Annotated in this window: 11 protein-coding genes; 3 read left to right on the top strand and 8 right to left on the bottom strand. The window is 49.4% G+C overall.

Translation table 11 applies throughout. The features are described 5' to 3' along the window. Positions 1-3: 3 nt before the first annotated feature. Positions 4-771 (bottom strand): thioredoxin domain-containing protein, encoded by a 768-nt coding sequence (locus tag CWI70_RS08145; protein ID WP_126772135.1) that lies wholly within the window; start codon positions 769-771, stop codon positions 4-6. A gap of 158 nt (positions 772-929) precedes the next feature. Between CWI70_RS08145 and CWI70_RS08150 the strand changes: the two genes are divergently transcribed. Then, the gene (locus CWI70_RS08150; protein WP_126772137.1) at positions 930-1,871 is read left to right on the top strand and encodes an META domain-containing protein; all 942 of its coding nucleotides are present in this window, start codon (positions 930-932) and stop codon (positions 1,869-1,871) included. Positions 1,872-1,897: 26 nt separating this feature from the next. Next, complete coding sequence (locus tag CWI70_RS08155) at positions 1,898-2,515, top strand: glutathione S-transferase family protein (protein WP_126772139.1); 618 nt, start codon at positions 1,898-1,900, stop codon at positions 2,513-2,515. A gap of 4 nt (positions 2,516-2,519) precedes the next feature. Here CWI70_RS08155 and CWI70_RS08160 read toward each other — a convergent pair whose 3' ends face one another. The 6 genes from CWI70_RS08160 to CWI70_RS08185 all read right to left on the bottom strand — a co-directional run bounded on the left by CWI70_RS08160 (position 2,520) and on the right by CWI70_RS08185 (position 11,479). Beyond that, positions 2,520-3,476 (bottom strand): DUF4434 domain-containing protein, encoded by a 957-nt coding sequence (locus tag CWI70_RS08160; RefSeq protein ID WP_126772141.1) that lies wholly within the window; start codon positions 3,474-3,476, stop codon positions 2,520-2,522. Further along, positions 3,398-6,418, bottom strand: coding sequence for an NfrA family protein (locus CWI70_RS08165; RefSeq protein WP_126772143.1), 3,021 nt, complete (start codon positions 6,416-6,418; stop codon positions 3,398-3,400). The genes CWI70_RS08160 and CWI70_RS08165 overlap by 79 nt, the downstream gene beginning before the upstream one ends. Continuing rightward, complete coding sequence (locus tag CWI70_RS08170) at positions 6,406-8,619, bottom strand: glycosyl transferase family protein (RefSeq protein ID WP_198677670.1); 2,214 nt, start codon at positions 8,617-8,619, stop codon at positions 6,406-6,408. The genes CWI70_RS08165 and CWI70_RS08170 overlap by 13 nt, the downstream gene beginning before the upstream one ends. 265 nt (positions 8,620-8,884) lie before the next feature. Beyond that, positions 8,885-9,652, bottom strand: a complete 768-nt coding sequence (locus CWI70_RS08175; protein ID WP_126772145.1) for an EAL domain-containing protein — start codon at positions 9,650-9,652, stop codon at positions 8,885-8,887. A gap of 18 nt (positions 9,653-9,670) precedes the next feature. Continuing rightward, complete coding sequence (locus tag CWI70_RS08180; protein ID WP_126772147.1) at positions 9,671-10,597, bottom strand: YeiH family protein; 927 nt, start codon at positions 10,595-10,597, stop codon at positions 9,671-9,673. A 6-nt stretch (positions 10,598-10,603) separates the two neighbouring features. Next, positions 10,604-11,479, bottom strand: a complete 876-nt coding sequence (locus tag CWI70_RS08185) for an MBL fold metallo-hydrolase (RefSeq protein WP_126772148.1) — start codon at positions 11,477-11,479, stop codon at positions 10,604-10,606. A gap of 127 nt (positions 11,480-11,606) precedes the next feature. Here CWI70_RS08185 and CWI70_RS08190 point away from each other — a divergent pair, with 127 nt between their 5' ends. After that, on the top strand, positions 11,607-12,323 hold the full coding sequence (locus CWI70_RS08190; protein ID WP_126772150.1) for a YebC/PmpR family DNA-binding transcriptional regulator: 717 nt from the start codon (positions 11,607-11,609) through the stop codon (positions 12,321-12,323). A gap of 1 nt (position 12,324) precedes the next feature. Here CWI70_RS08190 and CWI70_RS08195 read toward each other — a convergent pair whose 3' ends face one another. Next, on the bottom strand, positions 12,325-14,484 hold the full coding sequence (locus CWI70_RS08195) for a S9 family peptidase (RefSeq protein ID WP_126772152.1): 2,160 nt from the start codon (positions 14,482-14,484) through the stop codon (positions 12,325-12,327). Between the last annotated feature and the right edge of the window lie 142 nt (positions 14,485-14,626).

The following is a 14,626-nucleotide window of genomic DNA, read 5'->3' on the forward strand; positions in this document are numbered from 1 at the left end:
GAGTTATTCAAGTTCGAGTAAGTGATTCACAAGCGCGAAATAACGCTGCGACTCAGCCGGAGAGTGCGGCGCCGATGCCGTAATCACGTATTTGCCGTTGACGACAAGCGTCGGCACACTGGTAATTTCGGCATCCATCATGTCAGTCATGATTTTACGCAACTTGTCTGTTTGCGCTGGATTTTCAAACGCTGCAGCAAACGCTTCACCATCAATTCCGTGTTCTGCCATAAAGCCCTGAATATCCTCGGGACTTGGTAGGCGGTTATGGTCTTCGCGGGTACGCTGATAAAATTCGATCATTTCATCATCGAGGTTCGTATCTGCAACTTCACGTAGCGTGTAGAAGACGCGTGAGTCGTAGGCCCAACGCTCGTTGGCTGGAGCTGCACGCTTCACTACCGCTACGTCGGTATACTCCAATGCATAGGCATTAATAGTTGGATTGAAATGTTGGCAATGCGGACAGCCTGGCCACAAAAACTCCATAACGAAGCCGGCTTCGCCCGGCGATTTCTCAAAATCAGCGAGTGTTAGCGCTGCGTCGAGAATGCGATAATCCTTACCCTCGACAAAATCTGTCGCGCTAAACTCCTGTACGACATCAGGTGTCGGATCAAGCTCTTGTGCGACTTTAGATGTCGCACCATTGTCGCTTTCACTCGCTTGTGCGTCATCTTTCGTCGTACCACTTGTTTCCTGCGCAGGTTGGCATGCTAAAAGCACCAACGCAGCCACACTCGCTAAAATGAATTTTACTTTAAAAGTCATAATCTGCCTCGTTGTTATTCTGTTACCCCATTTCAACGCAGACGAGGCAAAAAGTCACGTCTTAGATACGTTGTAACGGTCTCTGACCCTCGTAAAGGCGGCCGAAACAAGCAATAATGAGGTTATAGCTCCGTTGTAACAATAAAAGGTACTTCAACATGTCCGTTCTTCGTGGTTTAAGCATTGTCGCAACATCCCTTTTCGTGCTCGCCTGTAGTCCAAGTGAGCAACCGAGAAATAAGGTGACGTACCAATGCGGTGCCCTGCCGTTAACCACCGAGCTTAACGGCGAAACCTTGACGCTACGGTTTGGTGCAGAAAATGCGCAAACGCTCGATCTTAAGGCTACCCGCAGCGCCTCAGGAGCTCGTTATACCCATCTTGAAAACGGTGCGGAGTTCTGGAGCAAAGGTAACGAAGCGCAATTTAGTTCAGACGCTTTTTCTCTGCCGCTTTGCGTTGTTGAAGGCACACTTCCGCAACAGTTCAACGCACGCGGGAACGAACCCTTTTGGCTACTCGCAATCAACGGCGAGCAAGCCACCTTACGCCAACCCGGCAGCGAGGCCAATTTTGCCATTACGCGAGCTGACGCGCAGCAGCTTCATCCTTTGCTGATCGATATAAGGCTCGATAATGGTTGGCTGTTAACGCTCGAACAACAGGTTTGCTACGATACGATGAGCGGCCAAAGCTTTCCTTACCACGCCGAGCTAAGGACTAACGATGAAATACTGCGTGGCTGTGCCGGTGACCCTGATCGTTTAATTGCCGGTGCAAGCTGGCAACTCATGGATGCCCCAAGCACCCTCGACCAGCCTCCGTCACTCACATTTCACTCAGACCAACGTGTCAGTGGCTTCGCCGGTTGCAACTATGTAAATGGTCGCTATGAAATCACAGGCGAGGGTCTGCGGTTTGCTCCTTTAGCCGTAACCAAGCGTATGTGTTCACCGCCCGCTATGGCATTTGAAGATGCGTTCTTGCGCGATCTCCAACAAGTCACTAACGTGAAAGTATTTAGTGACAATACTTTGCAACTACAGTTAACGAATGGGGATTATCTGCAATTACAGCAAGTTCCGCTAAAGCTCTGGTAAGAGTAACCGACAAGAAGGACCGAAAAATGAAGCTTTATGAGACAAAAACAGCTCCCAACCCGCGCCGCGTGCGTATGTTCCTCGCCGAAAAGGGCTTGTTAGATAAGGTCGAGTGCGTCGAAGTCGACATTCAAAAAGGCGAGAACTTACAACCTGAGTTTGTCGCCAAAAATCCAATGAAGAAAGTACCCGTATTGGAACTCGACGACGGCACCTGTATTGCCGAAACCATGGCCATTTGCCGCTATTTTGAAGAGGCCTATCCGGATAGCCCTAAATTACTCGGTGAATCGGCGACCGAACAGGCGTTCATTGAACAATGGCTACGTTGGCTTGATTACTACTATTTCGTGCCTTGTGGTATGGGCTTTCAACACACCAGTGGCTACTTCAAAGATCGCATGACACCTAACCCAACTTGGGGTGAGTCTTGTGTGAAGGACACGCAAAAGTTCATGGAATTTTTAAACCAGCATCTCGCCGATAAAGATTATATTTGTTGTAACAAACTTACCGCAGCAGACCTTACCGCCTTTGCGGTCACAGCGTTTGCTCGGGTTATCCAGCTAAGAGTTGATGACAGCCTACCCCACTTAAACAAGTGGTATCAGCAGCTGAAAGAGCGTCCGTCGGCGCAGGTCTAAGCCTTTAACTTTGCGGCGGTTTGGTGACGTCACTCAAATACAACAAGCCCGAAGTTTCCGGCAAATAGCGTAGCGAGAATAGAATACGGCGATGGCAATCTGGCTGCTCTGCCATTGCCTGTTTTAACTCTTCGTTGCGGGCGGGACGGGCCTGAAAAGGCTGTTGGGAAGTTTGTACAAAGGCTTCGTTAATCAGCACCACTTTGCAATTTAACTTGGCAAAGTATTGCCGGCGATCGGTCTCCGACAAAGCCTGCGTTCCTACGCCGTCTTGCAGCCAAACTTCATAACCAAGGTCCTGCAATTCGACTAGCCATTCGCCAAGATCTTCCGGCGCCATAGCGGCACTCAAAAACAGGCTGATGGCAGTAGGTGTTGGCCCAAGACGTTGCTTTAGGTCTGCTAAAAAGCTGTGCAATTGCGCTCGCTCCGCTGCGCTCGCAAAATAAGCATCACTTAACTCAAGTGGCACATACCAGCCGAGAAATTGTTCTCGGTGTTGCTGCGTCCATAGCTGCCATTGCGCCACACTCGCATTGACCTTGCGCAGATAGGCTTCAAAGAAGACTTGTTGTGCCGCGGCCCCTTTCGCCATCTCAGCAAAATACTCCGGCTCGGTGTGGAGCCCTAACCATAGCGGCATTTCATGTTGCCACAGGGTAGCAGTTTCAACCAGCCACGGCCGCGGCTGTTGAAAGCCTTCTGCACCGTATTGTGTCCATTGCAACACGCCAAAGTCGATGTCACGCGCAATCACCTGTTGCAACAAATAGCGCCACCCGTGGGCGCCTAAATCAGCGTCGCGGTTGAGCGGTTGGTACATCACCCCCAGCTGCAGTTCGTCATTCGCTGTAACTTGTGATGCACCGCCCAAGAATACAGTTAGAAGTAAAGCTGAAAACGCACAATAAACGCGTTGTCGCTGTCTTCGGCAAAGTCGCTTGATACTACGTGCTGCCATTCAAGACCTAACTCCATTCGCAAATTGTAACCATTATAGTCAGACTGAAACCACTCTGACATCCAGCCTACCCCAAGACCCGCGCGTGTATCGTCAGCATCACCAATGGCGACTAAGTCGCGCGACGTATCGCCTTGCGCAAAACCATAGAAACGCAAGGCTTGCCGATGACTCTGGGCCAATGAAAATACCGGGCCAGATTCAAGTCGCGTATAAAACGCATGTTGGTCATCGTCGGGGAAGTAAATCCCGTCAACAAACCACGAGTTGTACCACACCCGCTCGCTTTGCGGCTCCCACCATTTGCTACCACTCCACGGACTCAAAATATCGACCGAGGCCCTAAGGTAAGGTTTCAATTCTTCGTCGCCATCAAGTTGCTGACGCAAACCGACGGCAAGCACTGAGTTAAAGGTTTTTGAAGGCTTCCAAGTTAGACCTACATCCAGCTCTTGAGTTTCAAAGAAATCACTCTCGCCACCTTGCAGTAAACTTAGCTGTGCGCCAAGGCCACCGATGCTCGTTTGTGATTCAGTAAACGCATAGGCGGCTTGAACCTGCATAAAATAATCGCCTTGCGCGTCGATACCCTGCCCAACATTGGCGCGACTGCTGTCACCCGCCCAACCTGCAACAGTAAAGTCCCACTGACTTTCAACGTCACGGTGTAGACGTTGTGCCTTGATGAGCTGGAGCTCATCTGGATCATCGCTGACGAGCATCTTGTCGATCGCTGCTGCTGCATAGTGACGCGTTTTTTCATTGTCGCCCCGATAATTAAAAGCATACGCAGCTTGGTGCAGATGCTTCACTTGCGAGTTCTCTTCATAACCCAGCAAAGCTCGGTCAAAATAATCAGCTGATTCAAGTGGATCCCGCTCATAAATGCTATAGGCAAGCTCCGCTTGGAAGTGTTTATTATCGGGATAGGTTGCCACCGCTTCGCGATACAATGCTTCAAGCGCAGGCCAGTCATTTCGTTTACGATAAATCGGCGCCCGTTCTTCCACCAACAACGGCGAATCAAAACGTTCATCGGCGCGCTCAAGCAGTAACAAGGTCTTTTCATCATCCTGTTGTGCTTGCGCAATATCCACCCCGAGTAGCCACCAATCCAGCTCGTTTTCTTGCCGCGCCGCCTGCCATGCAGCCTCAGCCGCTGCCAAGTCACCCTGTAAGTAGGTCAACCGCGCAATCGCTAATTCATCCGAAGAAACTCGTTCGGCAGTCGGAATACGTTGGAGATAGCCTACTGCTGCAGCATTATCGCCCACACGCTCGGCCAAACTCGCTAACGACCGCAGATCACCTGCTGAAGGCTCTTGACCAATAGCCAACTGCAATGCTTCATAGGCAGCTTCTGGATCACGGTCAATCAAACATTCTGCGCGCGTCCGAATACCGCGCTCTTTACTGACTTGCGCCAGCGCCGCTAACGCTTCATCACAATTACCTTGCAAACGCCAAAGTTCCGCAACGTCTACGGGGTCGGCATTACTGCGTGACAGTAACTTAATCCGCTCAACCGCAATCGCTTCTGGGTGTCCATAAAGGATATTTACATAGCGCGAGACCAGCACACGACCTGGCGCACTTGCGAGATTAACTTTGGCAAAACCTTCTTCCAATAAAGCGATAGTTTGTTCTGCCTCACCGCGTTGCCAAAGTAGATACGTCGCCTTCTCGAGCGCCGCAGGATCTTGGTAGTTACGCCAAATCGACAGCCATGTTGTTTCAGCATTACGGTTATCACCCAAACGGTCATAAGCCATCGCCAAATACGTTAACTCGGCTTCATTTGCAGCCGTATCAGCAAGTAACTCGACTTGCCGTTGCCATGCTTGCTGTTGATGGTAGTAATTCATCAGCAGTTGGCGCCGCTGTTGCTGCAGCGCTGAACTCGTAAAGGTCGTGCGTTGCACTGCGTCATAAAGTTCCAGACGCTCCGCCAACGACAACCAGACGATAGGGTTCTCTTGCACTGAACAATTGACGAAGCGCTCACGGGCGCCACTGGTGTTGTCCATCTTCAGCATCAACTGAACTTGCTCTAAGCAGCTGGTTTGGGCTTGTTCGGACAACGCTAATGCAGCCTCCAATTGGCCGTCTTCTTCGAGTAGGAAGTAATACTGCTTAACATCGCTTGCACTCAAATAGCCACGTTCCTGTAGCCAACCAAAATAGCGCAACGCACCAGCGTGATCGTTGCGTCCCAAAGCCTTGTAGGCCAGTTCACGTATCACACCACCAGCCGCTTGCGGGTAACGTTGTGCTAAGGCAAAGGCACCTGCTTCATCATTCGCTTCAACCAACACATACCCAAACTCCGCAATCTCTGCCGGCGCAAGTTCTGCATGCTTGGCATAGCGTGAGAATTGTTGTGCCGCGGCGTCAAAAGCACCTACATCGGCAGCAATACGTGCGGCGATAAGGTTAAGTTCCGGTGTCCACAACTCAGGCGGCAACGCATTGAGCCACGCCCAAGCGACCTCTTTACTTTGCTCTTGCTGGAGTTGATACAAACCTTGCTGAATGAGCTCAAGCTTCTGATTTGGCGTAAGGTCTGCCAAAAAAATTGGCATATCCGGCGCTGCCGGAACCTCTCGTGCCATTGCGCTGCGGAGCATGCGCTGACGCAGCGCCACGCGGTTGCGCTCAGGAATTTCGCCGAGGTACTGTCGCGCTCGCTCAATATCCTGATTCAACATCGCCAATTCAAACGCATATTGGTAAAACGGCTCATGCTCAGGCGCAATTGCTATCGCTCGATCAAGCTCGGCTAAAGCGGCCTGATAGCGTTCTTCCTGCTGCAGCCGATAGGCTTTATCAACATACGGGTAGGTACGAAACTCTTGGTAATCCGTCAGACCGATAAAAATCGAGTCACCCATGGCTTGTGGCGCCATCGCCGCCATTGCGGCCACTATACTTAGAACACGCATGTGATACCCGGTTGGCCAGCAACCGCCTCAGCTAAAAGTTTTTTCATTTCAATCTGATGCCGCTCTTGGTACGCCAAGGCTTCATCACGTTGCTCATCACTAATAAAACCTTCACGAACCAAATAATCACCTAAGCGCGTTTCACCGCGTCGATCAAAAGCCATCATCACTTGCGCCATCACCGCTGGGTCAATCACCCTAGATTGTACTAAGGCCGTGCCGAAAGGTACTTGACGGATAAAGTAAGCGTCACGTAGCAGGCGTACTTCTTCCTTACTAAGGCCGCTTGATGTTTGCGCGTCGCTGAGCGCTGCACGTGGGTCAGCGCTTTTATCATCCATGTACCAGTAACGCAGACCTAAAGTTACCGCTCCCTGCGTTGTCACACAGCCGCGAACGGGGCGTTTAAGCTTACGACTTATCGCACTTTCGGCAACGGGGCTAAGCGCATATTCGCGACCAACGATGAGCGTTTTCCCGTCTTCAGCAAGCGGGATAATCGAATATTTAAAGGCAATATCCGCAGGGAGCGCTTTCATCAGATTCTCATCCAATGTGAACGGGTCGCAGGCTTGGAACGAGCTGTATTCTTGCACCGCAATCGCCTCGCTTAGTTCGTCGAGCGTGACAAAGCCTGCCGTCACCAAGTAAACCCCTAACCGAATACCTGCTGGTCGTTCAAGTAATGCAAGCTCAAGCTCAGCTTCGGTAAGCACACCATTCTCTATCAATATCGAACCCAGTGGTTGTTTGCGCGGCGGCGCGACCACAGGAAACACATGCGAAGTCTTGTCCCAAGCAACTTTACGCGGGTCGCCATGTTGCAGGACTTGTTTAATAGCCCGTAAACTCGCTGTGAAGTTAATCAGCGTACCCCAGAAAATACGCACAATAGACATGAAGCCTTGAAACCAACCGTAGTATTGCTTGGCAAAATAAAAGCGTTGCACCAATCGATTGACCAAGAAGAACAAGTTAGCAAGCAAGAAGAACACTACCAGCGGGTCGTTCTCGAAGATCGATAGTACCCGATAGGTGCTTGGAACAAATTGCTCAACAGTCCAAATCACTAACAGTTGGATGAAAACCACCATCGCCAAAAAACTAACGATATTGGCAAGTGCGCCGCGGCGGTCACGCCATAAAAAATAGTTGATTCGCCAATCTTTGGTCCACTTTAGTTTACGTGAACCTTGAAAGATGATGCCGATAATCCAACGCGTCTTTTGTCGCACGGAAGCGGTAAAGGTGGTCGGAAAATACTCGCGCACACACACTACATTGCCATCACGACGCCCAACACCAGCGTGTTTCTCGCGTAATTGGGCTTGTTCAAGCTTCACCGGATAGCGAACGAAGATTTCCTCCATGCCCCAGTTTTTCAGGCGAAAACCAATATCGTAATCTTCAGTTAATGACCGGACATCGAAGGGTAGACCATCACCCTCTTTAAGTAGGTGCATGATCGCACGACGGCTAAAACATGTGCCCACACCAGCACTCGGTACCTGTCCCGCAAGTGACTCACGCACAATAATGTCTTTGCCATGAAGTTCGGAGAACTCGTCAAGATAATGCGCAGCGGTAAACTCATACCAGCGCTGCGGAAACGGATAAACGGGCAATTGGATCATGTCTTTGCGGCCAACTAAATAGTTGAAAAGCCGCAATTCCATACTCGATATGACATCTTCAGCATCGTGCAGAATGTAACCTGAAAATTCGATTTTAGTTTTTTTCTCAAACTCAATGATCGAAGCAATGATGTTATTCAGACAATCCGCTTTACTGGTAGGCCCCGGCTCCGCACAGATCACTTTATGAACGTTTGGATAGTGCTCGACGACGTGGTCAACTTCAGCTTGGGTCTCTGGGTCGTTAGGATAGGTTCCGACAAAAATTTGATAGTTCTCATAATCGAGCGACGCGGCGGCGCTTGCTGCCATTTTATCCACGACGCCTACTTCGTGCCACGCTGGCACCATGATCGCCAACGGCTTTTCGGGCTCATTTAATAGCTTGTCAGGATCAGAGTAATCAAACTTCCGATAGATGGTTAACTTGCGATAAAGATTACGAATCCAGTAATAGCAATCGATGAAAAGGTCATCTAGGCCGAAAATAAACAAAACGACCATCACACCTATTGCAAGCCACTTTAACCCATAGAGGTAAAGGACAAAAACATCAAACCATGTCATAAAAGGAGCCCCCGGCAACGGTTAGTTGCACTCAACTCACTGCGCTCTTTCACTCTTTTACGGTGTTAGAAATTTGCAAGTGAACTGCCCACAAACGCAACAAAAGTTGCAACCTAAAATCTGTTGATTTTATGAGCAATAGTAGTACAGATTTCGAAAGATGCTATCTGACAGTAGCCATACTCATTTTGAGGGCCTATAACATTTTTTATAATTTATAGATGGGGGTGACAAAATTTTAAAAGATAAGCTTTCGCATTTCGATTTAGCTCATGCTGGGAAACTCAACCGGAGGCAACCCTTTAAATTCGGGCCTCGCAAATAAATAACCCTGCATGTAACGCACACCTAGTTCTGCAAGCGTCCGCATTTCTGCCTCTGTTTCGATACCTTCAGCCAAAATACGTGTGCCTTGTAACTCACATTGAGCACGTACTTGCTTGACCTCTTGTTGCTTTTTTGGGTGTTGGTCAATGTCGATAATCAGCGTGCGGTCGAGTTTCAGAATATGCGGGCGTAATTCTACCAACCACTGGTGGCTCGCATAACCGGAGCCATAGTCGTCAATGGCGGTTTGGAAACCGCGCGCACTATAACTTGAAAAGATACGTTGCAAATGAGATTTGCTAATGATTTCTTCGCCTTCCGTTACCTCGAAGACAAGTTTTGTTAGATCAAAACCATACAAATCGGCGGCTTCAATCGTTGCCTGAATACAGGTTTCTGGGCTGTAAACTGCGTTGGGAAGAAAATTAATATGCAAAAACTCTTTGCAACCCAAGCCCGCCGCTGTTTCGATCGCTTTTACCCGACAGGCCTGGTCAAAATAGTAACGATTATCATGAGTCACACGTTCGAAAACCCAACCAGCACCCTCGCCATTTGGACCGCGCACTAAAGCTTCATAGGCGATAATGCTTTGCGTTTTAATATCAACAATGGGTTGAAACGCCATTTCAATGGCAAAACCAAGATCTTTCCCCGCCAAACAATCACGGCAGGTCTGTTGGCCAATACTTTCGGGTATCGTCATGCGCATCCTTCATAGTTATTACTGTAACAGCCAAGCTAAGCTTCCAATTGCTACCACTATCCACAAAATACTAGCTAATAACAATGGTTTGAAGCCGGCAGCTCGAATTCTTTTTAAGGTTAAGCTTAGCCCAATGAGGAACAAACAGAAAACTAAAAGCCGTTTCCCAACGAGGAATAACCAAGCGTACACTGCCTCGCCACTCGGTAAAAACGTCGCGATACAAGTTGCGCCGAGAAAGCCAAAAATAAACCATGGCAGCACCCACGCCGACTGTCCTTGCTTGTCACTGTAGCGTGCCGACACTAAGGCCGAAAGGATAACCAGCGGCACAATCCATAACGCACGAGCCAGTTTTGCGGTCGTCGCAACCAACAACGCTTCATCACCATACGCTTGCGCCGCCCCGACCACCGAAGACGTATCATGAATCGCCACGGCCGCCCAAAGGCCAAAGGTGTATTGATCCAGCTCGAAATAGTGGCCTACCAGCGGAAACACCAGTAATGCCAGCGAGTTCAGAATAAAAACCACCGCCAGCGCCAGTGCCATTTGGTCACTGCGCGCCCGAATAGCCGGCCCAACGGCTGCTATTGCGCTACCACCGCAAATAGCCGTGCCAGAACCAATTAAGTGGGCAGTACTCAGCTCGAGTTTTAATGCCTTACCTACGAGTAGCGCCAACGCTAACGTGAGGACAATTGAAGCCACTATTAAGCCAAGCGCATCGCCTGTCACCGCCAGCGCCGTCTCAAGCTGAATACCAAAACCCAGTAATACGATAGCAATGGCCAATAACTGCTTTGCCCGCTGAGCCGGATTAAAATGCCGTGGCACCCAGCCAAACCCCGCCAGCAGAAAGCCGATGACTAGCGCTAGTGGCGATGCTATAAAGCCACCAAGCGCAAGCAGAGCAACCAGTCCAACACCCATCCAGGCGATCATGTTGGCTTACAACTGGTTGATGGGTAATTTTAAATACACTTTACCCTCGTCATCGGCGGGAGGCATTTCGCCCGCACGGATGTTGACTTGAATGGATGGAAGAATCAGCCGCGGCATTGCCAACGTGGCATCACGCTCTTCACGCATGCGCACAAACTCCTCCTCGGTGACACCATCATGTACGTGCTTACTATGCTCGCGCTGGGCCGCAACTGTCGTCCGGCACTCATGTTCGCGTCCCTCTGGCGGATAGTCATGACAGATGTAAATCTCCGTCGTTGCGGGTAAGGCCAGTAATTTTTTAATCGAACGAAATAAAGTTGCCGCGCTGCCGCCAGGAAAATCACAACGTGCTGTACCTACGTCGGGCATAAACAAGGTATCGCCGACGAATGCTTTTTCACCGTCAATAATATAGGCAATATCTGCCGGTGTATGGCCAGGAGTGTGCATCACTTCGAAAGTCATCGTACCCACAGTAAAGCTTTCGCCATCACTGAACAGGTGATCAAACTGGGCGCCATTTGGTAAGAACTCTTTTTCGAGATCAAAAACATTTTTAAAGATTTTCTGCACCTCTTGAATGTGCTCACCAATCCCAATACGCCCACCAAGTTCACGCTTGATAAACGGCGCGGCAGACAAATGATCTGCATGCGCATGGGTCTCGAGTATCCACTCAAGATTTAGGTCATTCGCCCGCACAAAATCAACCAAACGTTGCGCGCCTGTCGTTGCAGTTCGCCCAGATTTATAGTCGAAGTCGAGTACGGGATCGATAATGACAGCCGCTAGTGAACTTGCGTCCCACACCACATAGCTAAAGGTTTCGCTATCGTCATCAAGAAACGCTTTTACCTGCGCTTGACTTGTGTTGGTCATGGTTACCTCTCCTTCAAATACATCAGCTACGGCTAAAATACGTCATTCAGGGCAAGAGTTAAACTGGATCACATTGCATTGTGCGTATAAAATTGCGCCTTTCCAATAACAGCAGTGAGAGTTCACTATGGGTCGCGCCTTTCAAAACCGCAAGGAGTCGATCGCGAAGACCGCGGCGGCTAAAAGTAAAGTTTATAGTAAATATGGACGAGAAATTTATGTTGTCGCTAAGCAAGGCGGCTTTGAGCCTGAATCTAACCTGCAACTGCGCAGCCTGATCGAGCGAGCGAAAAAGGACCAGGTACCCGCGCACGTTATCGACAAAGCGATCGACAAAGCGAAAGGTGGTGCTGGTGAAGATTACGCGCCAGCGGTTTATGAAGGGTTTGGCCCGGGTAACTGCATGGTCATGGTGGAATGCTTAACCGACAACAACGCACGAACCTATGGCGAAGTACGTAACTGTTTCACCAAAACCAAGTCAAAGATTGGTGCGCCCGGAAGTGTCGCGCACATGTTCGATCACTGCGCTATTTTAAAGTTTGCCGGTGAAGACGAGGATGCCGTGCTTGAAGCGCTCATGATGGCAGATGTTGATGTCACCGATATTGAAGCGGAAGATGGCCACATCACTGTGTTTGCCCCACATACGGAGTGGCACAAGGCCAAAACCGCGTTGCAAGAAGCGTTCGCCGACCTCGAATTTGAAGTCGACGAAATTCAGTATTTACCGCAGGTGATGACCGACATCGCCGGTGACGATGTCGCCATGATGGAAAAATTCCTCGACATGCTGAACGATTGTGATGATGTACAAAACATCTATCACAACGCTCAGTACTGATTTACTTCTCTGGATTTTCGAGTAAATCCAAAATAAACGCATACTCTTCGGCGGTTTCCTTCAGGCGCGCAAAGCGTCCTGAAGCACCGCCGTGACCTGCTTCCATATTGGTTTTCATCATCAACGGATTGTTATCCGTCTTGTGATGACGTAATTTTGCCACCCACTTCGCTGGCTCAAAATACTGCACTTGCGAATCATGTAAACCGGTCGTCACCAGCATGGCCGGGTAGTCTTGCGCACTGACTTGGTCATAGGGTGAGTACGACAACATGTAATCATAGTAAGGCTGGTTCTTCGGATTACCCCACTCGTCAAACTCGTTGGTCGTCAAAGGAATACTCTCATCCAACATGGTCGTCACGACATCGACAAACGGCACATGAGCCACTAAGCCGCGATACTGCTCTGGCGCCAAATTGGCGACTGCGCCCATGAGCAAGCCACCAGCACTGCCACCCATACCAAACACTTTGTCTGGATGGGCATATTTTTCCGCCACCAAATGTTCAGTCACATCAATGTAATCGGTAAACGTGTTCTTTTTGTTTTCTAACTTGCCATCTTCATACCAATAGCGGCCCATTTCTTGGCCACCTCGAATATGTGCAATCGCGTAGACAAAACCGCGATCAACAAGCGAGAACACTGACGAACGGAACCACGGCTCAGAAGTCGAGCCATAAGAGCCATACGCATACTGATACAATGGCGCGGTGCCGTCTTGCTTGAAGTCTTTCTTATATAACAATGACACTGGTACTTGGGTGCCATCATCAGCAGTTGCCCAAGTGCGTGCCGTCGCATACTTGGTGGCGTCGTAGTTTGGCACTTCAGTGGCTTTTAACACTTCGCGCTCTTGCGTCGCCATATTCATTGCATAAGTCACTGTCGGCGTCACCAACGACGTGTAGTTATAGCGCAACACCTCGGTGTTCTGCTCAACGTTGGTTTCGAAGGTCATCACATAGCTTGCTTCGTTGGCGTTCACCACATAGCTTTGCTCAGGATTCGCCCATGGCACTACACGGATTTGTCGCAAGCCTTCGCGACGCTCGTTCAGCACGAGGTAATTCGCAAATAACTCAAAGCCGTGAATAAAGACCGCGTCATCATGCGCGACCAGCGGCTGCCATTTACTCTTATCGCCAATAGCTGCATGTGCCACTTCCATGACCTGAAAGTTAGGTGCTTGGTAATCGGTCAGAATGATCCAGCGCCCATCAATGTGGTCCGCTGAGTATTTGAAGTCGCGCTCGCGCGGCGCCAACACTTGAAACTCACCGTTTGGTGTATCAGCGTCAAGCACATGCACTTCATCAGAAACCGTGGCATCGAGCTGAATCATCACATACTCGTCATCCGAGCTATTACTCACCCACATATAGAAGGTATCGTCTTGCTCTTCATAAACAACTTCTGCGGTCTCGAGAGGCTGACCCAATTGATACTTCACTACTCGTTTTGACAGCAAAGTTTGCGGGTCATTTTCAATCACGAAGAGTGTTTCGTTGTCTTTCGCCCACGCGATCGCAGCCGAAATACCGTCAATGCCTGTTTCAGTCACTTCGTTGGTGGTTAAGTCCTTCACGTGCAGTTCGTATTGACGACGACCTACGTTATCAACCACATAAGCGACTTTATTCTGATCCGGGCTCACTTGCAGATTCGAAACCTGCATAAACGATTCACCCTCGGCTAATACATTAACGTCAACAATGATTTGCTTCTCGCCAGACTCAACATGTGTGCGCGAGTAGATAGGGTATTCTTTGCCAGCCTCATACTCAGTCTGGTAAAGGTAATCACCGCGCTGATACGGCACCGAGCTATCGTCTTGCTTCACTCGGCCTATTATTTCTTGTTCAAGTTCATCGGTGAGTGCTTGATAGTCTTGACGGTAAGCATCGTAATAGTCATTTTCTGCGTTTAAATAGGCAAGCACTTCAGGGTCTTTGCGATCATCATCGCGCAACCAATAATAGTGATCGACACGTTCTCCATGCGGTGAAACCACCGTGTAAGGCTCACGTTTGGCTACTGGAGCAGCACTTTGCTGCGCATTATCCGCAGGCGACGTATTTGGCTGACAGGCCACCAATGCCGTCAACGCTGTCGCTAGCAACCAAGTTCTTGGCGTCTTAAATGATTCAATTAACATGATCTAGCTCTCTTTATCATTATTTTTCTGGACTTTTTCTTAGTTAACTCGATGTATTGGTTATAGAATGAACTAAAATGACGTTTATTCATACTCGTTGGCATCGACATCAATGTAAAGATGCGTTAGGTTAACATGATTA

Origin of the sequence: Pseudidiomarina homiensis (assembly GCF_003987225.1) — a bacterium.
Taxonomy (GTDB): domain Bacteria; phylum Pseudomonadota; class Gammaproteobacteria; order Enterobacterales; family Alteromonadaceae; genus Pseudidiomarina; species Pseudidiomarina homiensis.

Excerpts from the sequence above, each read along its gene's own strand:
- CWI70_RS08145 (WP_126772135.1), bottom strand. The coding sequence starts at position 771 with ATGACTTTTAAAGTAAAATTCATTTTAGCGAGTGTGGCTGCGTTGGTG.
- CWI70_RS08150 (WP_126772137.1), top strand. The coding sequence starts at position 930 with ATGTCCGTTCTTCGTGGTTTAAGCATTGTCGCAACATCCCTTTTCGTG.
- CWI70_RS08155 (WP_126772139.1), top strand. The coding sequence starts at position 1,898 with ATGAAGCTTTATGAGACAAAAACAGCTCCCAACCCGCGCCGCGTGCGT.
- CWI70_RS08160 (WP_126772141.1), bottom strand. The coding sequence starts at position 3,476 with ATGGCAGCACGTAGTATCAAGCGACTTTGCCGAAGACAGCGACAACGC.
- CWI70_RS08165 (WP_126772143.1), bottom strand. The coding sequence starts at position 6,418 with ATGCGTGTTCTAAGTATAGTGGCCGCAATGGCGGCGATGGCGCCACAA.
- CWI70_RS08170 (WP_198677670.1), bottom strand. The coding sequence starts at position 8,619 with ATGACATGGTTTGATGTTTTTGTCCTTTACCTCTATGGGTTAAAGTGG.
- CWI70_RS08175 (WP_126772145.1), bottom strand. The coding sequence starts at position 9,652 with ATGACGATACCCGAAAGTATTGGCCAACAGACCTGCCGTGATTGTTTG.
- CWI70_RS08180 (WP_126772147.1), bottom strand. The coding sequence starts at position 10,597 with ATGATCGCCTGGATGGGTGTTGGACTGGTTGCTCTGCTTGCGCTTGGT.
- CWI70_RS08185 (WP_126772148.1), bottom strand. The coding sequence starts at position 11,479 with ATGACCAACACAAGTCAAGCGCAGGTAAAAGCGTTTCTTGATGACGAT.
- CWI70_RS08190 (WP_126772150.1), top strand. The coding sequence starts at position 11,607 with ATGGGTCGCGCCTTTCAAAACCGCAAGGAGTCGATCGCGAAGACCGCG.
- CWI70_RS08195 (WP_126772152.1), bottom strand. The coding sequence starts at position 14,484 with ATGTTAATTGAATCATTTAAGACGCCAAGAACTTGGTTGCTAGCGACA.